Genomic DNA, 25,720 nt, shown 5'->3' on the forward strand with positions numbered 1-25,720 from the left:
ATGCTTTGGACAGACTGCTTAACTCGCTTGCGACAAGAGCTCTCTGATAACGTCTTTGCGATGTGGATTCGCCCATTAGTTGCTGAAGAAGTAGAAGGGACACTGCGTCTTTATGCACCTAATCCTTATTGGACGCGTTACATTCAAGAGAACCATCTAGAATTAATTTCTATATTGGCCGAACAGTTATCAGAAGGGCGAGTACGTCAGGTTGAGATTTTAGTTGATTCTCGTCCTGGTAGTATTTTGTCATCAGGTGAGCAGCCAGCAACTACAACTGCTGCTTTGCAAACTGCGCCCCAACAAAGTATTAAAGTAAAAAAAGAACCAGATTCTATTTCCAGTTCACCTACTACTAATAGTGTAGTGAACCCAAAAACACCGAAAAAGAAACTATTAAACCCCCAATTTACTTTTTCTTTATTTGTTGAAGGCCGTTCGAACCAGATGGCTGCTGAAACATGTAGAAAGGTATTAACACAATTAGGTGCTTCACAGCATAACCCTTTATTCTTATATGGTCCGACAGGATTGGGTAAGACTCACTTGATGCAGGCAGTTGGTAATGCTTTATTGCAAGCCAAGCCTAATGCACGGGTGATGTATATGACCTCTGAGAGCTTCGTTCAGGATTTTGTAAGTTCTTTGCAAAAAGGCAAAGTTGAAGAATTTAAGAAAAATTGCCGTTCTTTAGATTTATTGTTGGTCGATGATATTCATCTTTTAGCAGGTAAAGAAGCAAGTTTGGTTGAATTCTTCTATACATTCAATGCATTACTTGATGAATCTAAACAAATTATTTTAACTTCAGATCGTTATCCAAAAGAATTGACCGAGTTAGACCCGCGTTTGGTTTCTCGCTTTTCTTGGGGTCTTTCAGTAGGCGTTGAACCGCCAGATATTGAAACTCGTATCGAAATTCTATTGAAAAAAGCCGAAAATAGCGGCGTTGATTTACCTCGAAATTGTGCATTATTTATTGCCCAACAAGTAGTTGCCAACGTACGTGAACTTGAAGGCGCACTCAATAAAGTCGTCGCAATTTCTCGTTTTAAAGGTGCACCAATTGATCTTGATGTTGTCCGCGAGTCTTTAAAAGATGTGTTGGCAATCCGTGCACGTACAATTAGTGTAGAAAATATCCAACGTGTGGTTAGTGAATATTTCCGTATTCCTTTAAAAGAATTGGTAGGACCAAAGCGGACTCGAATCTATGCGCGACCACGTCAGTTAGCAATGGGACTTGCTCGTGAGTTGACTGGTGATAGTTTTCCCGAAATTGGAATGGCTTTTGGTGGACGTGACCACAGTACAGTCATGCATGCTTGTGAAAAAGTAGTAAGTCTACGTGAAGAAGATCCGATTTTTGACGAAGATTATAAAAATCTATTACGTCTACTCCAGAGTTAATGAAATGATAAGACGTTGTTGCAAAGTCTACGTAAGTGCAGCATAGTACACAGCTAAAAAATGAAATATTTGCTCCAAGTTGCTAGAGGAATGAATCGTGCGTTTGAAAATCGCTAAAGAAAGCTTACTCAATGTTTTATCGCATGTTGTCGGTGCGGTAGAACGTCGTCATACATTGAATATTCTTTCAAACGTCAAAATTCAGACTAATGCTCAGGCACTCACCATTACCGGTTCTGATTTAGAAGTCGAGCTGGTTGCCAGTACTGTTTTAACAGAAGGGGCATGCATTGAAGCAGGTGAAACAACTGTTCCTGCTCGTAAGTTGATGGAAATTTGTAAATCATTGCCTACAGCTGCATTGATTGACTTACAAATTACAGAAGATCAAAGATGTATTTTAAAATCTGGTAATAGCCGTTTTGTATTAGGTACTTTACCGGCAGAAGATTATCCATTATTGACCACTGAAAATAGTCAAGGTACACAAGTACAGGTCACTCAACGTGAGTTAAAGCGTTTATTTGAAAAAACGGCTTTTGCTATGGCCGTACAAGATGTACGTTTCTATTTAACGGGTACTTTATTAGAAATTGATGAAAATCAATTACGTGCAGTAACAACAGATGGTCACCGTTTAGCACTTTGTGAAATTACTGCTTCTTCTACATCATCTCAATTGGTCCAAGCAATTGTGCCTCGTAAAGCTGTTGGTGAATTACAGCGTTTACTTAGCATTGAAGATGAACAATTAACGTTGCTGATTGGTCGTGAATTGTTAAATGTCACAATTAATACGCCAAGCCGTGACAAAGAGCAGGGCGATATCACTGTTCGCTTTACTACAAAGTTGATTGATGGAAAATTCCCTGATTATCGTCGTGTAATTCCACGTGGTGGCGATAAACATGTATTAATTAGCCATGATGTGTTTAAACAATCATTACAACGCGTCGCAATTTTGAGTAATGAGAAATTACGTGGTGTTTTCTTGAATTTTAATCAGGATTCTTTACAGCTACGTGCAAATAACCCTGAACAAGACGAAGCGATTGAAGATTTAGCGATTCAGTATCAAAACATACCGCTTGAAATGTCATTTAATGCACAATATTTACTGGATGTTTTAGGTGTGCTTGATGGTGATGATGTAAATATGAGCATGACTGAGGCAAATCAATCTGTATTGGTTCAAGATCCGGCACATCCTGATCAAACCTATGTCGTTATGCCGATGCGTGTATAATCCGGCTATCTAATATGCATCTTACGCGTTTAAATATTGAACGTGTGCGTAATTTAAAAACGGTTGCACTCCAAGGGTTGCAACCGTTTAATGTATTTTATGGCGCTAACGGTTCAGGAAAAACTTCAATACTGGAAGCAATCCATTTGCTTGCAACAGGGCGGTCGTTCCGTACCCATATACCTAAAAATTATATTCAATACTCTGCTGAAGATGCGATTGTCTTCGCGCAATCTGCAACTGAAAAAATTGGCATGCAAAAGTTGGCCTCTGGTGAGCAGTTGATGAAGGTTAATGGCGATACAGTAGCTACACAAGGACAACTCGCTAAACTGCTTCCTTTGCAGCATATTGATCCACAAAGTACAGATATTATTGACCATGGGGCGAAACCTCGGCGCCAGCTTTTAGATTGGCTGATGTTCCACGTGGAACCTGAGTTTTATTTTGCTTGGCAATATTATTCTCGTGCATTAAAGCAGCGTAATACTTTACTTAAAACCAGACGGAATATTTCTCTAGCGGATTTAGAGCCGTGGAATAAAATGTTGAGTGATTATGGTGAAATTTTACACTCTCAGCGTTTAAGTATTGTGGAACAATGGAATGTCTTTTTTCAAAATGATTTAAGTCAATTGCTACCTGATCTAGAGATTGAACTGGAATATAGTCCCGGTTTTCATACAGAGCAGGGACTCATGCAAGACTTGCTGAATCAACACCAAAAAGACATCGAACGACGCTATACCGAATATGGCCCACATCGTGCAGATTTGCGCTTAAAAACCCCGTTTGGACATGCTGATGTAGTTTTATCAAGAGGTCAGAAAAAACTCTTGATTATTGCCTTAAAACTGTCACAAATTGCAATGTTACATGCGAGTAATAAGGAAACTGTGGTATTATTAGATGATCTGACAGCAGAATTAGACTTAACCGCACAACAACGTTTAATTGAACGATTAAGCCAACTTGGTAGCCAGGTTTTTATGACAACTTTAGATCATGCATCGGTAAAAAAACACTTACATGATCTGTCTATTTCATATCAATTATTCAATGTTGAATCCGGTCAAGTTAGTCTTGCTTCACCATAATTTTTTGATGTTACCCATCTTTGAATAAACCTATATTTGCTAGGGAGAAACCATGAGTTCAGAGTCTCAATCAGCCTCTCAAACAGAACAAACCAATGAAAAGGCTTATGATTCCTCTAGTATTAAAGTATTACGTGGATTAGATGCAGTTCGTAAACGTCCGGGTATGTATATTGGGGATACAGACGACGGTACCGGTTTACACCATATGGTATTCGAGGTTGTCGATAACGCAATCGATGAAGCTTTAGCTGGGCATTGTGACGAAATTATTGTCACAATTCACGAAGATGAATCAGTGAGTGTTTCTGATAATGGCCGTGGTATTCCAACAGATATCCACCCTGAAGAAGGGGTGTCTGCAGCGGAAGTAATTCTTACGATCTTGCACGCAGGCGGTAAGTTTGACGACAACAGCTATAAAGTTTCAGGTGGTTTGCACGGCGTAGGCGTTTCAGTTGTAAATGCGCTTTCAAGTAAATTGCATTTAATTATTAATCGCGCTGGCCAAGTGCACGAACAAGAGTATCACCACGGTGATCCGCAATATCCATTACGTGTGATTGGTGAAACGGATAGCAGTGGTACAACTGTACGTTTTTGGCCAAGTGAACTAACTTTTAGTCAAACTATTTTTAACGTTGAAATTTTAGCGCGTCGTTTACGAGAGCTTTCATTTTTAAACGCGGGCGTGCGTATTGTTTTACGTGATGAACGTATTAACCTTGAGCACGTATATGACTACGAAGGTGGTTTATCTGAGTTTGTAAAATACATTAACGAAGGTAAAACTCATCTAAACGAGATTTTCCATTTCACTGCTGATACAGAAAACGGTATTGGTGTAGAAGTTGCATTACAGTGGAATGAAAGTTATCAAGAAAACGTGCGTTGTTTTACCAACAATATTCCTCAAAAGGATGGCGGTACTCATTTAGCAGGTTTCCGTGCAGCTTTAACGCGTGGTCTTAACCAATATCTTGAAAATGAAAATATTCTCAAGAAAGAAAAAGTCAATGTGACAGGCGATGATGCACGAGAAGGTTTAACCGCGATTATTTCGGTAAAAGTACCTGATCCGAAATTCTCTTCTCAAACTAAAGAAAAACTAGTATCGAGTGAAGTAAAACCAGCGGTTGAGCAAGCAATGAACAAAGAGTTCTCTGCTTACTTACTTGAAAACCCGCAAGCTGCAAAATCAATTGCCGGTAAAATTATTGATGCTGCGCGTGCACGTGATGCTGCACGTAAGGCGCGTGAAATGACACGTCGTAAAAGTGCACTTGATATTGCAGGTTTACCAGGTAAATTGGCAGATTGTCAGGAAAAAGACCCTGCACTTTCTGAATTATATTTAGTCGAGGGTGACTCTGCTGGTGGTAGTGCTAAGCAAGGCCGTAATCGTAAAATGCAGGCTATTTTACCGTTGAAAGGTAAAATCCTGAACGTTGAACGTGCACGCTTTGACAAAATGATTTCTAGTCAGGAAGTGGGTACTTTAATCACTGCACTTGGCTGTGGTATTGGTCGTGAAGAATATAACCCTGATAAGCTTCGCTATCATAAAATCATTATCATGACCGATGCCGACGTCGATGGTTCTCACATCCGTACCTTGTTGTTAACGTTCTTCTTCCGTCAAATGCCAGAATTGGTTGAGCGTGGGCATATTTATATTGCTCAACCACCTTTGTATAAATTGAAGAAAGGTAAGCAAGAACAATACATCAAAGATAATGATGCATTGGAAACTTATCTCATCTCAAATGCAATTGATGAGCTATCTCTACATACCAATGCTGAAGCACCTGCAATTACTGGTGAAGCACTGGCGAAAGTGATTCAAGACTATCAAGTTTCACAAAAGAGCTTACAGCGCTTAACTTTACGTTATCCAGCAAGCTTATTGGATGCTTTACTTGAAGTAGAGGCATTCAAGAGTGATCAAAACCATGATGAAGCTTATGTACAACAATGGGCTGATCAGGTACGCGATATCATTACCAGATTACAGCCAAGCTTACGTCCGGAAATCTCTTTAGAGGCATTTGAGCGTGAAAATGCTCAGGGTGAAAAATCTGCACATTACTGGCCACGTATTACTGTCTATGTTCATAATCTGCCACATGCGTACTTGCTTGATGCAGCTTTATTGAATTCAGCTGAATATGCACGTTTACTCAAAAACTCGAAGAGTTGGTTCACTTTACTTGAAGATGGTGCTTTTTTACAAAAAGGCGACCGCCGTATTCAAGTGGCTAACTTCCATCAAGTTTGGCAGCACATTTTGCAAGATTCACGCCGCGGTATGATGATCCAACGCTATAAAGGTCTTGGAGAGATGAATGCTGAACAGCTGTGGGAAACAACAATGGACCCTGAAAACCGTAATATGTTGCAGGTGACAATTGATGATGCGATTGAAGCAGATCGTATGTTCTCTTGCTTAATGGGTGATGATGTTGAACCACGTCGTGCATTCATTGAAGAGAATGCTTTAAATGCGGATATTGATGCTTAATTCATAACATGATTCTAAATCAGTCTAGGGAGAGAATGATGAGTCAGAAATTATTAGCTAGCCTATTAATTTCATGTGTGTTTTTAGGAAGTTCTGCTGTTTGGGCGGCAGACCTAGAAACGAATATGAAAACTTTAGCTAAGAGTACGGAAGCATTTGCTGAAGCGAAAGATGCTGATAACGCGAAAAAACAGCTTGTGGTAATGCGTGAAGCAGCAGTTTCTTCTAAGCAATATTTGCCGCATAAACTCGAAGGTTTGCCATCAGAAAATGTAAAGGTAAAAGAGTATCAAGCTGGTTTAGATCAGCTTGTTGCCGAGATTGATAAAGTAACTGTTTTAGTTGAGCAAGGACAATTAGATCTAGCCAAAACTGAAGCAATTAATTTAGTCAAAATACGAAATGAAAATCATAAAAAATTTAGATAATTGATTTTTTATGGTAAAGGGCTAATCATCATTAGCCCTTTTTTGTATCCGAAAAAAGTATTTTGTTTAACAAGTAAACTATTCGAAGTTATATTCTCTATGCGGTACTTACTAATAACAATAGGAAATATAATTATGAAAAAAATACAAAAACTCTTATGCATTGGAATCATATTTTTTAATTGTTTATTTCAACTGCATGCTGCGATAGCTCCCACCTTTTATGGAAAATTAGTATTTCATCGTTATAGTGATTATGAGGCATGGGACAGTAAGCTTTATCTTTATAACTTCACAACACAGCAGACCACATTACTCGGCGCAAATTGGAAAATTGACCATATGATGAATGGCCATTTCTCTCCAGATGGAAAATGGTTAACGTTTATGGGAGTGAATTCTGGACAGCATTATGGCGATGCATGGGATGTGTATGTTTGGAAAGTCGGAAGCACTGAGTTACCCATTAACCTAACTCAGGGCAATAATAAGCGCGATGAAGACCCTAAATTTATAGATAACCAGCGTATTATTTTTAAACAAAATGGTGATCTAAAAATCATTAAAATGACGGATCGGACGATGACTTCTGTGACTCAAAATGGTTGGGATATAGAAGAATCGATGCCTTATCCGATGGTGAATACCACTCAAATTTTGTATGCAAAAGGTGCTGGAAATAATTCTAGAATTTTTAGTATTGATCAGTCGGGTGCTTATGATACACAACTGACCAATATCGCTTCATATTATCCAGTAAGGTGGCAAGGAAGTCGGTTCTTATATGTGCGCTGGTATAGCCCAACAAATCCTCATGACCAGATCTATATTTATGATATGGCTAATAAACAAACTACACGTTTGCCATTTAACAACACCAATTATGATACTTCCGATCCAGCTCCTTTAGATCAGCGTTACATGGTGGTATCTCTTGCAGGACAAACAGGGAGTCGAGGCGGATACGATTTATATATTGCTGACAGCTTATCAAGCAGTGTTTGGCCTTTACCGATCAATACCAATTTAAATGAATTGGGGGCTTTTTATACGCCTTACTAATCAATAAAAAAGCCGATTAAGAAATCGGCTTTTTTATTTTAGAAAATGGATTAATCAAAAGAAGCTTCCATTTCTTCTAATTCCATCATGAGTTCCAAAAGCTGCTCTTCGTGTTGCTCAAGTTTAGCTTTCAGCTCTGTCTGCTCATTCATAAGTTTGAGTAGATCATCCTTACGTGCAGCCTCATATAAAGATGTGTCTGCTAAGGATTCTTCAATTTTGGCGAGCTGTGGTTGTAGCTTTTCAATTTGTGATTCAACCTTTTCAATATTTTTACGAATAGGTCGAGTCTGTTCACGACGGCGAGCAGCTTCTTTACGCTGTGCTTCTTTATCAACTTTAGCAGGCGCTGGAGCGGCAGAGGACGAATTATTCTGTGCCACAGCAGTCTGAGCATTGATTTGTTGCTGACGTGCTTCACGTAGCCATTTAGCATAGTCCTGTAAATCACCCTCGAACTCAGTACATTTACCGCCGTGTACTAAAAGAAGCTCATCACATACACTTGCAATAAGTTGACGTTCGTGGGAAACCAGAACAACGGCACCTTCAAAATCTTGTAATGCCATGCTCAGTGCATGACGCATATCAAGATCTAAATGGTTTGTTGGTTCATCGAGAATTAAAACATTTGGACGCTGCCATACAATGAGTGCTAGGGCTAAACGAGCGCGTTCTCCACCAGAAAAGCTTTCACATGGTGTATCCATGCGTTCACCACTAAAGCCAAAACTCCCTAAGAACGAACGTAGAGTGGCTTCACTGATTTGTTTATCTGCTATACGGGCAAGCTGTAGCATTGGGCTAGCGTGACCATCTAAAGCATCCATCTGGTGCTGCGCAAAGTAACCAATATTAAGCAGCTCGGAAGCTTTACGTTCACCTGCCAAGAGTGGTAAATCACCAACCAAGCTCTTAATCAATGTTGACTTACCTGCGCCGTTCATCCCAAGCAAACCAATACGTGAGTTCGGTGTAATTTGTAATCTAATTTTTTCGGCTATTTGCTTATCACCATAACCAATGCTGGCATTATCTAAAGTCAGCAACGGTGAACTCATTTTAGTCGGTTCACGGAAACTAAATGTAAACGGCGTATCTACATGGGCTGGTGCAAGTTGCTGCATGCGCTCAAGTTGTTTAATACGACTTTGTGCTTGACGAGCTTTAGTCGCTTTTGCCTTAAAACGGTCAATAAACTTTTGTAAGTGAGCACGTGTTTCTTGCTGCTTTTCAAAAGCTTGTTGTTGCTGGGCAAGACGTTCACTACGTGTGGTTTCAAATGTAGAGTAGTTTCCGGTGTAAAGCGTGAGTTCTTGATTTTCAATATGAAGAATATGATCTGTAATCGCATCTAAAAAGTCGCGGTCATGCGAAATTAGAATGAGTGTACCTTCATAGGCTTTAAGCCAATCTTCTAACCACAGAATTGCATCCAAGTCTAAGTGGTTTGTTGGCTCATCCAGTAAGAGTAGATCAGAACGACTCATGAGGGTACGCGCCAAATTTAAGCGCATACGCCATCCACCTGAGAAGCTCTCAACGTTCAAACGTAATTGATTTTCTAGAAAACCAAGGCCTGCCATGAGCTGCGCAGCTTTAGAGGGCGCTGAATAACCATGAATTTCATCAAAGCGGCCATGCAATTTAGCCAGTTCAAAATCAGTCAGTTGATCTGGTTGAGCAAGCTTATTTTGAATATCCCAAAACTCTTCATCACCTGAAAGAACAAAATCAATTGCAGGCATATCTAGGGCTTTTACTTCTTGCGCCATATGCGCCACGGTCCAGCCTGTCGGACGAGTAAGTGAACCTTCATCTGCACCTAAACTTCCAAGTAATGCAGCAAATAAGGTCGATTTACCTGCGCCATTTACACCAGTTAGACCAATCTTCCAACCTGGGTGTAATTGCATAGACGCTTTTTGAAATAGAACACGTCCACCGCGGCGTAAAGAAACTTGGTCAAATTGAATCATCTTATTGTATCGAGGTGAGTTAGGGATGCTGTATTTTAAAGAGAACTGCCGATGAAAACAAAACTTTCCGGATTTTAGTGAGCAGGTATTAATAATTAGATATATCCAGACATTCTAAATTTCGCTATTCATCCGAAATTTTCAAAATATTGAACAAGATAGAATACTTTTAAAAAAATATGGCTAAAATAAAAACAGTTTGAAATTTGGTTGATTAATGAGCTACTAATAAAACTAGACTAAGGAAAGTCAAATGAAAAAAAGATTGGGGATAATTGGTGCAGTATTTTGCTGTGCTGTGGGGACAGTACATGCTGGGCAAAGTGTCTGTGTGTTTGATTTATTAGGAAAGTCAGGTGAATCCTATAAAATGATGGAAGAGTGGGCGCTTGCAGCGAAAGAATGGCAAGCAGATATCACTTTAATTCCATTTCAAGATGAAGGCTTAGTTGACCGTAGACTGCGTGAAGGAAAATGTGACGCCGCTTATATGACCTCCATGCGGGCGCGAAATTATAATAAATTTGCAGGTTCAATTGATGCGATTGGAGGGGTAACCAGTAATGCAATCGCCCAAAAAGCTATTAGTTATGTTTTAGATAAGCGTAATAAACATCGCATGGTGACTACACAAACTGGAACCAATTACGAGGTCGTTGGTATTGTTCAGATTGGATTGGCTTATTTATTTGTAAGAGATAAAAACCTCAACTCAATTGAAAAAGTACGTGGGACTAAGTTTGCTATTTTGCAATATGACGCAGCACAAAAAATTATGGTGGAAAGCGTTGGCGCTCAGCCCATTCCTTCAGAAATTACCGATTTTGTGAAAAAGTTTAATAGTGGCCAAGTCGATGCAATTGCGGCACCAGCCTATGCTTATAAACCTTTAGAGATTGGTAAAGGGGTCGGCGTGAAAGGGGCAATGTTTACTTTCCCCGTAGTTAACGTTACGGGTGATTTAATTGCCCGAAGTGATAAGTTCCCCACAGATTTCGGTATAAAGTCACGTGCTTGGTTTATACAAAAATTACCTCAGAATTTTGCCATGATAAAACGGCTAGAAATGGGCGTACCCTCAAAAATTAAAATTAATTTTTCAGCAGAAGACAAAACTAAATATCAAAAAATTTTACGTGAAGGTCGCCTCAGCTTAACAAAACAAGGTGTATACGATGCAACAATGATGAGTGTGCTAAAGCGCGCCCGCTGTACAGTTGAACGGACAAATTTTGAATGTACGCTTAATGGAGAGTAGTTTATTTTTTAAACACAAAAACGCTACATATATTTCAAAGCTGAATATGGGTATGAAAATTGTGAATATAAAAAATAACTTACGGAAAATTAGCGATTTTTCCTTTTAATAAATAATTTAAAACCAACAAACAATGGTTCAATGAGATAAAAATATTTGAGTAAAAGCTCTATTTTTTTCTAAAAAACATGATTAATATCTGTGTTTGAAAGGAAACTTCAAACAAAAAATCTGTTCCGTGGAAGGATGAAGAAAATGAAAAAAATCGTACTTGCTATGGCTGCCGCTTCTGTTGTTAGTTTTTCTGCTTCAGCGCAAGCAGCGAGTACCGTATGTGTATTCGACCTCTTAGGAAAAGCAGGCGACTCATATAAAATGATGGAAGAATGGGCTCTTGCTGCAAAAGGCTGGGGTACTGAAATTAACTTAGTTCCTCGTCAGGACGAGGCTGTTGCCGATAATGATTTTAAAGCGGGTAAATGTGATGCTGTAGCAATGACAGCAATGCGTGCACGCCAATATAACAAATTCGCAGGATCTATCGACTCACTTGGTGGTGTTCCAAATAACCAAATCGCTCAACGTGCAATTACTTATGTATTAGATGCGCGTAATGCAGCAAAAATGACCACGAATATGGGTGGTAAAAAATACGAAGTTGCTGGTATTTCTCCGCTAGGTTCAGCATTCATTTTCGTACGCGACAAAAACATCAACTCTGTTGAAAAAGCTGCGGGTAAAAAATTCGCTGTACTTGGCTATGACGATGCACAAAAAATTATGGTGCAACGTGTAGGTGCTCAAGCAGTTCTTTCTGATATCTCAAACTTTGCTGCTAAATTTAACAATGGTCAGGTAGATATGGTAGGTGCGCCTGCTTACGCTTACAAACCATTAGAATTAAATAAAGGTTTAGGCGCAAACGGTGTAATGTGGAATTTCCCTGTATTACACGTTACAGCAGATCTAGTATTACGTTCTGATAAATTCCCAGCTGGTTTTGGTCAAAAATCTCGTGACTGGTTTGTTAAACAGTTACCGAAGAGCTTTGCAATGATCAACCGTTTAGAAGCGCAAATTCCTGGCAAATACAAAATGAACTTAAGTGCAGAAGACAAACTTAAGTATCAAAAAATGTTGCGTGATGGCCGTATGGACTTAACTAAACGCGGTGTTTACGATGCTGGAATGATGTCTGTACTCAAAAAAGCACGTTGTTCTGTAGACAAGGCTAACTTTGAATGTTCAATGCCTGGTGAATAATCCTAATTTCTTTCAGAAAGCCTAGACTGAGTTCTAGGCTTTTTGTTTTATATGCGCTGTCAGTTCTGCCATTGTGGATAAATAGAAAGACGTTAAGCTAAATTTAGATAAAAACTTCATAAGGAAACATGAAGGTATAAAAATAGATCAAGGACTTGAGTGATTAAAATAATTGCTAATAGATAGGTCATTCGCTATCTATTTTTCAGGGAAATAAAATCATAAAAGCAAAAACGGTCTATACAAATATTCCATCATGATTTTTATATGAAGCCTATCCGATTCATACCTGATGGTGTGAAATTTCTTGGTATCGAAAAACAAAAAACTCCACAAGGAAAGGAAAAAGAATATGCAATTTTCCAAAACGCTATTACTTGCGATGGGACTTACCACAGTTTCTTTTGCAGCCGAGGCTAAACAAACAGTATGTGTTTTTGACTTCGTTGGAAAAAATGGCGATGTTTATGCGCTGATGAAGGATTATCAACTTGCCGCAAAAAACTGGGGAGCTGATATCGAGCTTAAAGTAAACCAGAATGAAGCCGTGATTGCCGAAGATTTTAAAGCAGGTAAATGTGATGGTATTAGCGTGTCAGGGATGCGTGGTCGCCAATTTAACTCATTTACGGGTTCATTAGACGCAATTGGAGCGATTCCTGACCTCAAGCTTGCTGTAAAAGTGATGCAAGGTTTAGCGAGTCCGACTTTTAGTAAATATATGGTTAATGGTCGCTATGAGGTTGTCGGTGTTATTCCGGTTGGTGATGCTTACCTTTTGGTAAATGACCGTAGCATCAATACGGTAGCGAAAGCCGCAGGTAAGAAAATTGCTGTTCTTGACTATGATGAAGCACAAAAAATTATGGTTCAGCAGGTCGGGGCACAGGCGGTTAGTGCTGACGTAACAAATTTCGGTGCGAAATTTAATAACCATCAAGTTGATATTATTGGTGCGCCAGCAGCAGCATTTAAACCTTTGGAACTACAAAAAGGTTTAGGTACAAAAGGTGCGATCGTGAATTATCCAATCTTACAGGTCACAGGAAATATTATTATCCGACCTGATAAGTTCCCAGCTGGTTTTGGACAGAAATCTAGAGAGTGGGTCTCAGGTCAGCTACCACGTGCTTTTACGATCTTGGGTAAAATGAAAGCGGATATTCCACAAAAATACTGGATGGATGTCCCAGCAGCCGATAAACCGGGCTACCAAAAGCTCATGCGTGAGTCTCGAATTAACCTTACACAACGCGGTGTGTATGATAAACGCATGATGAAACTACTATGGCAATTCCGTTGCAAGCAAGATGCTAAGAACTTCGAATGTGGCTTACAGGATGAGAATTACAAATAATCTTGATAAAAATACTCAAGATTCGCTTTAAACTTCGAAGACAGACCCTATATTGATTATGCTATACTCAATATAGGGTCTTTTTTATTTTGAAAGGCACAGCAAAATCCGAGGAACAATCATCATGAATGCCCAAGCTCTAGTTTTGACAGATAATGCTGCCAATAAGGTACGCCAACTCCGTGATAGTGAAGGGAATGACGATCTCATGTTACGTGTATATGTAACAGGAGGCGGGTGTTCAGGGTTTTCGTATGGCTTCAATTTTGCTGAAAGCGTAAATGAAGATGATGCAGAATTCGTAAATGGCGATGTGAAAATGCTGGTTGACTCACTTAGCTACCAATACCTCATTGGTTCAGTAGTTGACTATGTAGAAGGTCTTGAAGGTTCGCGTTTTATCGTACAAAACCCGAATGCAACAACAACATGTGGTTGTGGTTCTTCATTCTCGATTTAAAAGAATTTTAAAATTTAAAAAACCTCTCTATTTTGAGAGGTTTTTTTATTGATCAAATCATTATTTTGTACGGACAGATTCTAAAAAGTATTGCACCAGTTCAGGTGCATTCTGATATGGAATCCAGTGCGATGCATCCATAAAAACTGCTTCATAACTATTTTTAAAATAATGTGAGTTTAGCTCGGCACTTTTTTCTGTAACGGCAATATCATGTTTACCCCAAATAAAAAGAGTGGGGACATCTATGGCTTTAAACGGATTTTGAGGTTTGTCCCAAAAAAAGCCACGATACCAATTCAACGCCGTGGTTAATCTATTTTCCTTTATAAACTCAGCCTCAAATATCGCAATTTGCTGTTCAGTCATTCCTGATGACTTTAGAAACTTACGACCCAATTTAGGTAGTTTTTTAAATAAAAGTTCGGGCAGAATCGGTAACTGAAAAATTGCAAAATAATAAGATTTAAAAAGTTGTCTACTGCTTAAACAAGCTTTTAAAAATGCAGCTTGATGAGGTACAGAAACTAAAGTGAGATGTTGAATATATTGTGGATACTTCATAGCAACGCCTGAAGCAATTGCCGAGCCCCAGTCATGCCCAATTAAATAAACTGGCTGGCCAAGCTGTTCAATTAAACTTGTCACATCTTCTACAAGTTCACTCAATGTATATTTAAATCGGCTTTGAGGCCTAGCATTTAAACTATAACCACGTTGATGAATCGCAAGTGTTCTAAATTGATGCTCATGCAATAATTCCGAAGTCTGCTCCCAACTATGAGCAGTTTCTGGAAAACCATGCAATAAAACAACGAGAGGACCATCTATAGGGCCTGAATCAATCACATCGAATGTCCAAGCCCCGCGTGTATATTGATGAATACGTTTGGTCAGATCCATACAAACATGCCTTAAATTATTTTTATCGGCATTTATCATGAGTTTTTATGCTCATTTAAATAACAGCATTTCGGGTCAGTAAATGTGCTATGAGGTCGAATCTAACCAAACAAATCAATAAATAGTTTTATACTGCCGTGATCGTGCCTAGAATTCTGAAATCCGAAGCGCCTGTGACTGCTGGCAAATTTCCACTTAAACCGTCTACAAAGCGCATTGCTAACCATGCAAATGCTGTAGCCTCGACCCAAGTAGGGGAAAGTCCTAACACATCGGTAGGTTGAACAGACCAATTATGTTTACGTAAACGCCAACGTAATTGTTCTAGTAAATAAGAGTTATAAGCACCACCACCACATACATATACTTCACCTGTTTCCATATCAGAACGATAAATTGCTTTTTGAATGGCACGCACAGTAAGTTTTAATAGGGTTGCTTGAATGTTTTCAGGTGTATCTTCTAACTCATCATAAGTTAAGTCATTTCGCCAATCGATTAACTGGTCATCTAACCAGTCAATATTAAAGTCTTCACGTCCCGTGCTCTTAGGCGGTTCTTTAGAAAAATACTCATGGGCATAAAGGCGGTCGAGTAAAGAGCGGATAGGATGACCATAAGCAGCCCAATCACCATTTTCATCATATGGATGACCTGTATGGCGATGGCACCACGCATCCATCAAAATATTTGCAGGACCTGTATCAAAACCAAATACGCCGTCACTGTTATTGGCAGGCAGCATGCTCACATTAGCAATACCACCCAAATTCAAAATCACACGATGAATACTTGGATGTTGAAATAATGCTTGATGGAAAGCAGGAACTAATGGTGCGCCTTGGCCCCCCGCTGCCATATCTCTACGACGAAAATCTGAAACAACCGGAATCTGAGTAATTTCAGTAATAATGTTGGGATCGCCAATTTGTAGCGTAAAGCCATGTTCTGGACGATGGCGAATGGTTTGCCCATGCGACCCAATTGCTTTAATTTGGCTACGGTCTAATTGGTGCTTTTCAATGAGAGTATTAATCCCATCACCAATCATTTTGGCTAGAGCAACATCAGCTTTACCCATACGGTCAATTTCATTGTCATCGGGCAAAGTCAACGCCATAAGCTCATCACGTAACTCGGGTTCGAATGGAACTGTAAGAGTGGCATGAAGCTGTAGTGGCTCAAATGAAGCCGCTACAATATCCACACCATCCATACTAGTGCCAGTCATTACGCCGATATAGATTGCGCTCATATGCAACTTCCCCTGCAAGACGCTGAAAAAATGTTAGTATATCGCACAAATTGAATAACTGATGTGTTTAGGTTTTGTGATGTCAAATTTCTTGCCCGCCGAAGAACAGCTTGCCCTCATCCAACGAGGCACGCACGAAATTATTTCAGAAGAAGATTTACTGAAAAAGCTTAAAGAGAATCGCCCTCTTAAAATTAAAGCTGGTTTTGACCCTACAGCACCAGATTTACATTTAGGACATACGGTTCTTATTAATAAACTAAAAACTTTCCAAGACTTGGGCCATGAAGTTACCTTCTTAATTGGCGACTATACAGCAATGATTGGTGACCCAACTGGTAAAAGCGCAACTCGTCCACCGTTGTCACGTGAACAAGTAGAAGCCAACGCTAAAACTTATCAAGAACAAGTATTCAAGATATTAGACCCGAATAAAACAAAAGTACGTTTTAACTCAGAATGGTTTAATCAAAAGTCTGCTGCTGACCTTATTCAATTAGCAAGTCAGCAAACCGTATCACGTATGTTAGAGCGTGATGACTTTACTAAGCGCTATAGCAATCATCAGCCGATTGCAATTCATGAGTTTTTATATCCTTTAGTTCAAGGATATGACTCAATTGCGCTTGAAGCTGACGTTGAGTTAGGCGGTACAGACCAAACCTTTAACTTACTTATGGGTCGTACTTTACAAAGCCGTTATGGCCAAGAATCTCAAGTGTGTATCACTGTGCCGATTCTAGAAGGTCTAGATGGCGTAAATAAAATGTCTAAATCTTTAGGTAACTATATTGGTGTATTTGATACACCAGGGGCAATGTACCAAAAAGTTTTATCAATGCCAGACTCTTTAATTGAACGCTATTTCGATTTATTAAGCTTCAAATCTCTTGATGAGATCAAAGCTTTATTAGATGAAATTGCTGCTGGTCGTAATCCTCAGGAAGTAAAACGTATCCTTGCGCTTGAGCTAGTTGAACGCTTCCATGATGCAGAAGCTGCTGCTAATGCCCACAAGAGTGCTGGTAACCGTATTACAGAAGGTGAAGTACCTGAAGACACACCAGAAGTGACTATTTCACTTGGTGAGTTTGGAGGAGAAATCTTTATTGCTACGATTTTACGTGTAGCAGGCCTAAATCCGAATGCAGCTGCGGCAAAAGATGCGGTAGCTCGTGGTGCGGTAAAAGTTGACTGGAATGCTGTTGATGCAAGTTTCTCTGTAAAAGAAAACGGAAGCTTTATTATTCAATCAGGTAAAAAAGCAATTGCACGTGTAATTTTCACTGACTAATAAAAAAGTTATAGATTAAAAAAGCAGGAGTAATCCTGCTTTTTTTTATTTCTGGAACACAAAACCAATTAAGCGTTCCACGTGGAACCATCTAAACATAATTAATAATAAATGAAGTAAGTTAAAAGTAAGAAGAAATATAGCTGGGAATAGAGTATTTACTCTATTATTTCTTTAGATTCTTTAGATTCTTTAGATTCTTTAGATTCTTTAGATTCTTTAGATTCTTTAGATTCTTTAGATTCTTTAGATTCTTTAGATTCTTTAGATTCTTTAGATTCTTTAGATTCTTTAGATTCTTTAGATTCTTTAGATTCTTTAGATTCTTTAGAATTAAGGGTCTATATATGTCTATAAACTCTATTAAAGACATAGAAAATTAAAAATGTCCTAAATTCTTAAATATAAAAAGCTAATAAAAGGTAGGGGAAATGTCTAAAAAAAAGCCATATATATCACTTTTTTCGCAAAATAGTAGAAAAAAACGGCACTCAAGTGAAAAAGGCTGAAATACCCCTTGCAAAGGGACTGAGATGGTCTATAATGCACATCCATCGGCGGTGATGCAGATAGAAACTTGTTGAAAAACAGTTACTTGTGATTAAGTTGATTGCTTTAAGTAATGAATTTGATGGTAAGTTGGTTTGAGAATAAGTTTTAAAAATATCGAAATTACCTGTTGACTTTTAAGAGATTAAGAGTAATATAGCCGACCTAGCTTGCTGGTGACGAACCAGGAAGAAGATCATTAAGAGAATTGAAGAACAACTTGTGTGGATTTTTACTGATTGATTAATCGAAATAATTTTCATTGATTGATTGGTTTAAATTACTCGAAGTTTATTTGAGCGAAATTTAAGTCAGTAATTGATGAGCCAGAATTGGTACCTTGTCTTTAAATAAGGTACAAAATGATTTTAACTGAAGAGTTTGATCATGGCTCAGATTGAACGCTGGCGGCAGGCTTAACACATGCAAGTCGAGCGGAGAGAGGTAGCTTGCTACTGATCTTAGCGGCGGACGGGTGAGTAATGCTTAGGAATCTGCCTATTAGTGGGGGACAACATTTCGAAAGGAATGCTAATACCGCATACGTCCTACGGGAGAAAGCAGGGGATCTTCGGACCTTGCGCTAATAGATGAGCCTAAGTCGGATTAGCTAGTTGGTGGGGTAAAGGCCTACCAAGGCGACGATCTGTAGCGGGTCTGAGAGGATGATCCGCCACACTGGGACTGAGACACGGCCCAGACTCCTACGGGAGGCAGCAGTGGGGAATATTGGACAATGGGCGCAAGCCTGATCCAGCCATGCCGCGTGTGTGAAGAAGGCCTTATGGTTGTAAAGCACTTTAAGCGAGGAGGAGGCTACTTTAGTTAATACCTAGAGATAGTGGACGTTACTCGCAGAATAAGCACCGGCTAACTCTGTGCCAGCAGCCGCGGTAATACAGAGGGTGCAAGCGTTAATCGGATTTACTGGGCGTAAAGCGCGCGTAGGCGGCTAATTAAGTCAAATGTGAAATCCCCGAGCTTAACTTGGGAATTGCATTCGATACTGGTTAGCTAGAGTGTGGGAGAGGATGGTAGAATTCCAGGTGTAGCGGTGAAATGCGTAGAGATCTGGAGGAATACCGATGGCGAAGGCAGCCATCTGGCCTAACACTGACGCTGAGGTGCGAAAGCATGGGGAGCAAACAGGATTAGATACCCTGGTAGTCCATGCCGTAAACGATGTCTACTAGCCGTTGGGGCCTTTGAGGCTTTAGTGGCGCAGCTAACGCGATAAGTAGACCGCCTGGGGAGTACGGTCGCAAGACTAAAACTCAAATGAATTGACGGGGGCCCGCACAAGCGGTGGAGCATGTGGTTTAATTCGATGCAACGCGAAGAACCTTACCTGGCCTTGACATAGTAAGAACTTTCCAGAGATGGATTGGTGCCTTCGGGAACTTACATACAGGTGCTGCATGGCTGTCGTCAGCTCGTGTCGTGAGATGTTGGGTTAAGTCCCGCAACGAGCGCAACCCTTTTCCTTATTTGCCAGCGAGTAATGTCGGGAACTTTAAGGATACTGCCAGTGACAAACTGGAGGAAGGCGGGGACGACGTCAAGTCATCATGGCCCTTACGGCCAGGGCTACACACGTGCTACAATGGTCGGTACAAAGGGTTGCTACCTAGCGATAGGATGCTAATCTCAAAAAGCCGATCGTAGTCCGGATTGGAGTCTGCAACTCGACTCCATGAAGTCGGAATCGCTAGTAATCGCGGATCAGAATGCCGCGGTGAATACGTTCCCGGGCCTTGTACACACCGCCCGTCACACCATGGGAGTTTGTTGCACCAGAAGTAGCTAGCCTAACTGCAAAGAGGGCGGTTACCACGGTGTGGCCGATGACTGGGGTGAAGTCGTAACAAGGTAGCCGTAGGGGAACCTGCGGCTGGATCACCTCCTTAACGAAAGATTGACGATTGGTAAGAATCCACAACAAGTTGTTCTTCATAGATGTATCTGAGGGTCTGTAGCTCAGTTGGTTAGAGCACACGCTTGATAAGCGTGGGGTCACAAGTTCAAGTCTTGTCAGACCCACCATGACTTTGACTGGTTGAAGTTATAGATAAAAGATACATGACTGATGATGTAAGCTGGGGACTTAGCTTAGTTGGTAGAGCGCCTGCTTTGCACGCAGGAGGTCAGGAGTTCGACTCTCCTAGTCTCCACCAGAACTTAAGATAAGTTCGGATTACAGAAATTAGTAAATAGAGATTTCGGTCTTGGTTTATTAACTTCTGTGATTTAAGTATCACGGTATTAAGCATGACCTGACGAAGGCGTGTTTATTCATTAACAGATTGGCAAAATTGAGTCTGAAATAAATTGTTCACTCAAGAGTTTAGATTAAGCAATTAATCTAGATGAATTGAGAACTAGCAAATTAACTGAATCAAGCGTTTTGGTATATGAATTTAGATTGAAGCTGTACAGTGTTTAAGTACACAGACAACAGATAGTAGCGATGAAGAATCGCACGGACAACACTCACTTGTAGGTGTTGACGACTGTTTGGGGTTGTATAGTCAAGTAATTAAGTGCATGTGGTGGATGCCTTGGCAGTCAGAGGCGATGAAAGACGTGATAGCCTGCGAAAAGCTCCGGGGAGGCGGCAAATATCCTTTGATCCGGAGATTTCTGAATGGGGGAACCCACCTACTTTAAGGTAGGTATTGCAACATGAATACATAGTGTTGCAAGGCGAACGAGGGGAAGTGAAACATCTCAGTACCCTTAGGAAAAGAAATCAATTGAGATTCCCTCAGTAGCGGCGAGCGAACGGGGATCAGCCCATTAAGTTATGTGTGTTTTAGTGGAACGCTCTGGGAAGTGCGAACGTAGAGGGTGATATTCCCGTACACGAAAGGGCACACATAATGATGACGAGTAGGGCGAGGCACGTGAAACCTTGTCTGAATATGGGGGGACCATCCTCCAAGGCTAAATACTCCTGACTGACCGATAGTGAACCAGTACCGTGAGGGAAAGGCGAAAAGAACCCCTGTGAGGGGAGTGAAATAGATCCTGAAACCGCATGCATACAAGCAGTGGGAGCACCTTCGTGGTGTGACTGCGTACCTTTTGTATAATGGGTCAGCGACTTATATTCAGTAGCGAGGTTAACCGTATAGGGGAGCCGTAGAGAAATCGAGTCTTAATAGGGCGTTTAGTTGCTGGGTATAGACCCGAAACCAGGCGATCTATCCATGAGCAGGTTGAAGGTTGGGTAACACTAACTGGAGGACCGAACCCACTGTCGTTGAAAAGCCAGGGGATGACTTGTGGATAGGGGTGAAAGGCTAATCAAGCCTGGTGATAGCTGGTTCTCCCCGAAAGCTATTTAGGTAGCGCCTCGGACGAATACCATAGGGGGTAGAGCACTGTTTCGGCTAGGGGGTCATCCCGACTTACCAAACCGATGCAAACTCCGAATACCTATGAGTACTATCCGGGAGACAGACTGCGGGTGCTAACGTCCGTAGTCAAGAGGAAAACAATCCAGACCGCCAGCTAAGGCCCCAAAATCATAGTTAAGTGGGAAACGATGTGGGAAGGCATAGACAGCTAGGAGGTTGGCTTAGAAGCAGCCACCCTTTAAAGAAAGCGTAATAGCTCACTAGTCGAGTCGGCCTGCGCGGAAGATGTAACGGGGCTAAAACTATGTGCCGAAGCTGCGGATTTGACATTAGTCAAGTGGTAGGGGAGCGTTCTGTAAGCCGATGAAGGTGTATTGAGAAGTATGCTGGAGGTATCAGAAGTGCGAATGCTGACGTGAGTAACGACAAAACGGGTGAAAAACCCGTTCGCCGAAAGACCAAGGGTTCCAGTCCAACGTTAATCGGGGCTGGGTGAGTCGACCCCTAAGGCGAGGCCGAAAGGCGTAGTCGATGGGAAATTGGTTAATATTCCAATACTTCTGTGTAATGCGATGAGAGGACGGAGAAGGTTAAGTCAGCCTGGCGTTGGTTGTCCAGGTGGAAGGATGTAGGTATGTATCTTAGGCAAATCCGGGGTACTCTATACTGAGATCCGATAGCAAGCTGTACTTGTACAGTGAAGTGGCTGATACCATGCTTCCAGGAAAAGTCTCTAAGCTTCAGTTACACAGGAATCGTACCCGAAACCGACACAGGTGGTCAGGTCGAGTAGACCAAGGCGCTTGAGAGAACTCTGCTGAAGGAACTAGGCAAAATGGTACCGTAACTTCGGGAGAAGGTACGCTGTTGTTGGTGATGGAACTTGCTTCCTGAGCTGACGACAGCCGCAGAAACCAGGCCGCTGCAACTGTTTATTAAAAACATAGCACTCTGCAAACACGAAAGTGGACGTATAGGGTGTGATGCCTGCCCGGTGCTGGAAGGTTAATTGATGGGGTTAGCGTAAGCGAAGCTCTTGATCGAAGCCCCAGTAAACGGCGGCCGTAACTATAACGGTCCTAAGGTAGCGAAATTCCTTGTCGGGTAAGTTCCGACCTGCACGAATGGCATAATGATGGCGGCGCTGTCTCCAGCAGAGGCTCAGTGAAATCGAAATCGCTGTGAAGATGCAGTGTACCCGCGGCTAGACGGAAAGACCCCGTGAACCTTTACTGCAGCTTGACACTGAACTTTGACCTTACTTGTGTAGGATAGGTGGGAGGCTTTGAAGTTGGAACGCTAGTTCCAATGGAGCCGTCCTTGAAATACCACCCTGGTAATGTTGAGGTTCTAACTCTGTCCCGTTATCCGGGACGAGGACCGTGTCTGGTGGGTAGTTTGACTGGGGCGGTCTCCTCCTAAAGAGTAACGGAGGAGTACGAAGGTGCGCTCAGCGTGGTCGGAAATCACGCGTAGAGTATAAAGGCAAAAGCGCGCTTAACTGCGAGACCCACAAGTCGAGCAGGTACGAAAGTAGGTCTTAGTGATCCGGTGGTTCTGTATGGAAGGGCCATCGCTCAACGGATAAAAGGTACTCTGGGGATAACAGGCTGATACCGCCCAAGAGTTCATATCGACGGCGGTGTTTGGCACCTCGATGTCGGCTCATCTCATCCTGGGGCTGAAGCAGGTCCCAAGGGTATGGCTGTTCGCCATTTAAAGAGGTACGCGAGCTGGGTTTAGAACGTCGTGAGACAGTTCGGTCCCTATCTACCGTGGGCGCTGGAAATTTGAGAGGATCTGCTCCTAGTACGAGAGGACCAGAGTGGACGAACCTCTGGTGTACCGGTTGTGACGCCAGTCGCATCGCCGGGTAGCTATGTTCGGAAGGGATAACCGCTGAAAGCATCTAAGCGGGAAGCCTACCTCAAGATAAGATTTCCCTAGGAATTTATTCCTCTAAAGAGCCGTTCGAGACTAGGACGTTGATAGGTTGGATGTGGAAGCATAGTGATATGTGAAGCTGACCAATACTAATTGCTCGTGAGGCTTGACTATACAACACCCAAGCAGTTGTATATGAAGCATCAATCGATTCATAAACATGCAAAGCAACTTGATTTAGTTATACTACTAGCTAAAATGAACAACGAAAAATCAGACCAATCAGCCCATCTGTAAAGATTTGGAAAACGCAACGTATCACACAGTGAATAAAACGAAGCAAGTATCCATACCAGTTGTGCTGGCGACCATAGCAAGAGTGAACCACCTGATCCCTTCCCGAACTCAGAAGTGAAACCTCTTAGCGCTGATGGTAGTGTGGGGTTACCCATGTGAGAGTAAGTCATCGCCAGCTCATTATTCTAAACACCCCCGTTCTAATGAATGGGGGTGTTTCTTTATTGTGATAAAAAATATATGTGTGGGGAAATAAATATAAAAATACCAAGGAAGAGTTGTGCTATAAATAATAAGAAAATTAATCTTTTAAGTATGCATAATAAGGGAAGAGCATCTATGATAATTTATGGTGATGTCGGTTCGGGTAACTGCTATAAGATAAAACTATTACTTTCCTTATTAAATATTAATCATAGATGGATCCACGTTGATATTTTAAACAAAGAAACTCAATCAGCTGATTTTTTGTCCTTAAATCCTAATGGAAAAATACCTGTATTAGTCCTAGAAGATGGTCGTGTTTTGAGTGAGTCGAATGCTATCTTAGGTTACTTGGCTGAAGGAACAAAATTTATTCCTACAGATCCTTTTATTAAAGCAAAAATGTACCAATGGATGTTCTTTGAGCAGTATAGCCATGAGCCCTTTATTGCAGTTGCTCGTTTTATTAATAAATATTTAGGGTTACCACCAGAAAGAATAGAGGAATACCATAATTTACAGCCAAAAGGCCATAAAGCACTATCTATTATGGATAAAGCTTTAGTAGATCACGACTATCTTGTTGGAGATCAATTAACTATTGCTGACATTGCCTTGTATGCATACACGCATGTCGCGGAGGAAGGTGGTTTTGATTTGGAGCTATATCCAAATATTCAAGCGTGGTGTCAAAGGATTCGAGAATATTTAGGTTATGTAGATATGATTTAAATAAAAAAGAACTCATATCGAGTTCTTTTTTATTTCTGAAATTCTGATTTAGAAATGTGCTTCTAGACCCACATATGGGCCTTTAAACTCAAATTTAAGGTCATTATTATCGTAGTCATCTAAGTCGATATTAAGTACGCGATAGCCTGCTGTTAGACCCAGATCAATGAGTAGGTTATCTGCAAATTTATATTTTACTTCTGCCAGTGCATCTGTAATTCGTGCATCATCAAAGTTTGTATAAGTTGCTTCACCTTTAGCACTTAAGCCTGTAAACGGAAGTTTTACTTCACCTGATAAATAAGCAATAGGATATGTTTTATCAATATCCACGCGCTTACCTGTATACGCAGTAATATCACCATTTAATACAGTGGCACCAAGACCAGCATCTACACTTACGATATTATCTAGTAACTCGTAGTAGAGGATAAAATCGCTATGATCTAAATCAACTTTATAGTTGGCTTGACCTAAAGTTTCTGATTTAGTTTCGGTATCTAAATTTACATAACGAATTTTTGCATTTGGAATAAATGGAATTGGGTGTTCTACTGCTAATGAGATTTGAGCACTACCTTTTTGATCTAAATCTTGATCTTCAGGTGATTGAGAAGACATATTAGCTTTACCGTCATAGAACCAGTAACCTACATCGCCTTTTACTCCTACGAAGTCTGCTTGAGCAAAGCCACTTAAGCCCATCCCGAGCGTTAATAAAGATATTTTTAATATTTTCATTTTTACATCCACATAAAAGAAATCTTTGAGCGCATGATATAGACATCTTGCTACAGATGCATTGATAAAAAATAAGGATCTGAGGTATGTGATATGAGTAAATTTTTAAACCTTAAAAATTTTTATTTATTTCAATGAATTAATATTTTTTATTTAATTTAAATGAATTTAATCTTTTAGAAAATTTAGTATAAATTTTGTCAATCGTATCGGACTTATTAAATTTTAATTGATAACTAGGGAGTTAAAAATAAATTAGTGGACAAGTTGAGTAATTAAATAAATATTTTCAGAGATGGCAATAAAATTGCATTGAATAATAATTTTGATCTACAAGTAGTAGAACGTAAATATTAGCTGAAAAATAACCAATTGTGAAAAAAACTCAGAAAATTCGTAAAATTTCTGACGGAAATTACAG

General features: G+C 40.5%; 16 protein-coding genes, 2 tRNA genes and 3 rRNA genes. 17 read left to right on the forward strand and 4 right to left on the reverse strand.

Annotated elements, in window-relative coordinates:
• The 6 genes from dnaA to AC52J8_RS00030 all read left to right on the forward strand — a co-directional run bounded on the left by dnaA (position 1) and on the right by AC52J8_RS00030 (position 7,764).
• Positions 1 to 1,410 carry a chromosomal replication initiator protein DnaA gene (gene dnaA, locus AC52J8_RS00005; RefSeq protein ID WP_002115442.1) on the forward strand — a complete coding sequence of 470 codons (1,410 nt, stop codon included), beginning with the start codon at positions 1 to 3 and terminating at the stop codon, positions 1,408 to 1,410.
• 97 nt (positions 1,411 to 1,507) lie between these two features.
• The gene (dnaN, locus tag AC52J8_RS00010; RefSeq protein ID WP_002115478.1) at positions 1,508 to 2,656 is read left to right on the forward strand and encodes a DNA polymerase III subunit beta; all 1,149 of its coding nucleotides are present in this window, start codon (positions 1,508 to 1,510) and stop codon (positions 2,654 to 2,656) included.
• Between the two features lie 14 nt (positions 2,657 to 2,670).
• Entirely contained in the window at positions 2,671 to 3,753 is a 1,083-nt protein-coding gene (gene recF, locus AC52J8_RS00015) for a DNA replication/repair protein RecF (RefSeq protein ID WP_002115479.1), read from the forward strand.
• A 52-nt stretch (positions 3,754 to 3,805) separates the two neighbouring features.
• Positions 3,806 to 6,274: a DNA topoisomerase (ATP-hydrolyzing) subunit B gene (gene gyrB / locus AC52J8_RS00020; RefSeq protein ID WP_002115497.1), complete on the forward strand. Its 2,469-nt coding sequence runs from the start codon at positions 3,806 to 3,808 to the stop codon at positions 6,272 to 6,274.
• 35 nt (positions 6,275 to 6,309) lie between these two features.
• Positions 6,310 to 6,702: a cytochrome b562 gene (cybC, locus tag AC52J8_RS00025; protein WP_086400373.1), complete on the forward strand. Its 393-nt coding sequence runs from the start codon at positions 6,310 to 6,312 to the stop codon at positions 6,700 to 6,702.
• Positions 6,703 to 6,837: 135 nt separating this feature from the next.
• On the forward strand, positions 6,838 to 7,764 hold the full coding sequence (locus AC52J8_RS00030) for a TolB-like translocation protein (RefSeq protein ID WP_496538855.1): 927 nt from the start codon (positions 6,838 to 6,840) through the stop codon (positions 7,762 to 7,764).
• Positions 7,765 to 7,814: 50 nt separating this feature from the next.
• Here the strand turns inward: AC52J8_RS00030 and AC52J8_RS00035 are convergent, their stop codons facing one another.
• Positions 7,815 to 9,743 (reverse strand): ATP-binding cassette domain-containing protein, encoded by a 1,929-nt coding sequence (locus tag AC52J8_RS00035; RefSeq protein ID WP_005804875.1) that lies wholly within the window; start codon positions 9,741 to 9,743, stop codon positions 7,815 to 7,817.
• Between the two features lie 253 nt (positions 9,744 to 9,996).
• Between AC52J8_RS00035 and AC52J8_RS00040 the strand changes: the two genes are divergently transcribed.
• The 4 genes from AC52J8_RS00040 (at position 9,997) to erpA (ending at position 14,081) form a co-directional block, all read left to right on the forward strand.
• Complete coding sequence (locus tag AC52J8_RS00040) at positions 9,997 to 11,001, forward strand: putative solute-binding protein (protein WP_005804874.1); 1,005 nt, start codon at positions 9,997 to 9,999, stop codon at positions 10,999 to 11,001.
• A gap of 255 nt (positions 11,002 to 11,256) precedes the next feature.
• Positions 11,257 to 12,264, forward strand: a complete 1,008-nt coding sequence (locus AC52J8_RS00045) for a putative solute-binding protein (protein WP_140157928.1) — start codon at positions 11,257 to 11,259, stop codon at positions 12,262 to 12,264.
• A gap of 352 nt (positions 12,265 to 12,616) precedes the next feature.
• A complete protein-coding gene (locus AC52J8_RS00050; RefSeq protein ID WP_005804873.1) occupies positions 12,617 to 13,621 on the forward strand; it encodes a putative solute-binding protein in 1,005 nt (334 codons plus the stop codon).
• A 124-nt stretch (positions 13,622 to 13,745) separates the two neighbouring features.
• Entirely contained in the window at positions 13,746 to 14,081 is a 336-nt protein-coding gene (erpA, locus tag AC52J8_RS00055) for an iron-sulfur cluster insertion protein ErpA (protein WP_002115421.1), read from the forward strand.
• Positions 14,082 to 14,141: 60 nt separating this feature from the next.
• Here the strand turns inward: erpA and AC52J8_RS00060 are convergent, their stop codons facing one another.
• Positions 14,142 to 14,984 (reverse strand): alpha/beta fold hydrolase, encoded by an 843-nt coding sequence (locus AC52J8_RS00060; protein WP_086400375.1) that lies wholly within the window; start codon positions 14,982 to 14,984, stop codon positions 14,142 to 14,144.
• 127 nt (positions 14,985 to 15,111) lie between these two features.
• A complete protein-coding gene (locus tag AC52J8_RS00065; RefSeq protein ID WP_086400376.1) occupies positions 15,112 to 16,239 on the reverse strand; it encodes an anhydro-N-acetylmuramic acid kinase in 1,128 nt (375 codons plus the stop codon).
• A gap of 61 nt (positions 16,240 to 16,300) precedes the next feature.
• Between AC52J8_RS00065 and tyrS the strand changes: the two genes are divergently transcribed.
• The 7 genes from tyrS (at position 16,301) to AC52J8_RS00100 (ending at position 24,558) form a co-directional block, all read left to right on the forward strand.
• A complete protein-coding gene (gene tyrS / locus AC52J8_RS00070; protein WP_002115433.1) occupies positions 16,301 to 17,533 on the forward strand; it encodes a tyrosine--tRNA ligase in 1,233 nt (410 codons plus the stop codon).
• 918 nt (positions 17,534 to 18,451) lie between these two features.
• Positions 18,452 to 19,989 (forward strand): 16S ribosomal RNA (locus tag AC52J8_RS00075).
• 59 nt (positions 19,990 to 20,048) lie between these two features.
• Positions 20,049 to 20,125, forward strand: a tRNA-Ile gene (locus tag AC52J8_RS00080).
• Positions 20,126 to 20,180: 55 nt separating this feature from the next.
• A tRNA-Ala gene (locus AC52J8_RS00085) sits at positions 20,181 to 20,256 on the forward strand.
• Positions 20,257 to 20,608: 352 nt separating this feature from the next.
• Positions 20,609 to 23,499 (forward strand): 23S ribosomal RNA (locus AC52J8_RS00090).
• 186 nt (positions 23,500 to 23,685) lie between these two features.
• Positions 23,686 to 23,800: ribosomal RNA gene (rrf, locus tag AC52J8_RS00095) — 5S ribosomal RNA — on the forward strand.
• Together the 16S, 23S and 5S rRNA genes with 2 tRNA genes alongside form the textbook arrangement of a ribosomal RNA operon.
• A gap of 161 nt (positions 23,801 to 23,961) precedes the next feature.
• Positions 23,962 to 24,558: a glutathione S-transferase family protein gene (locus tag AC52J8_RS00100; protein WP_032012858.1), complete on the forward strand. Its 597-nt coding sequence runs from the start codon at positions 23,962 to 23,964 to the stop codon at positions 24,556 to 24,558.
• A gap of 48 nt (positions 24,559 to 24,606) precedes the next feature.
• Here the strand turns inward: AC52J8_RS00100 and AC52J8_RS00105 are convergent, their stop codons facing one another.
• Positions 24,607 to 25,311, reverse strand: coding sequence for a TIGR04219 family outer membrane beta-barrel protein (locus AC52J8_RS00105; RefSeq protein ID WP_079381041.1), 705 nt, complete (start codon positions 25,309 to 25,311; stop codon positions 24,607 to 24,609).
• Positions 25,312 to 25,720: the final 409 nt, after the last annotated feature.

Source organism: Acinetobacter sp. S-1 (genome assembly GCF_059579785.1).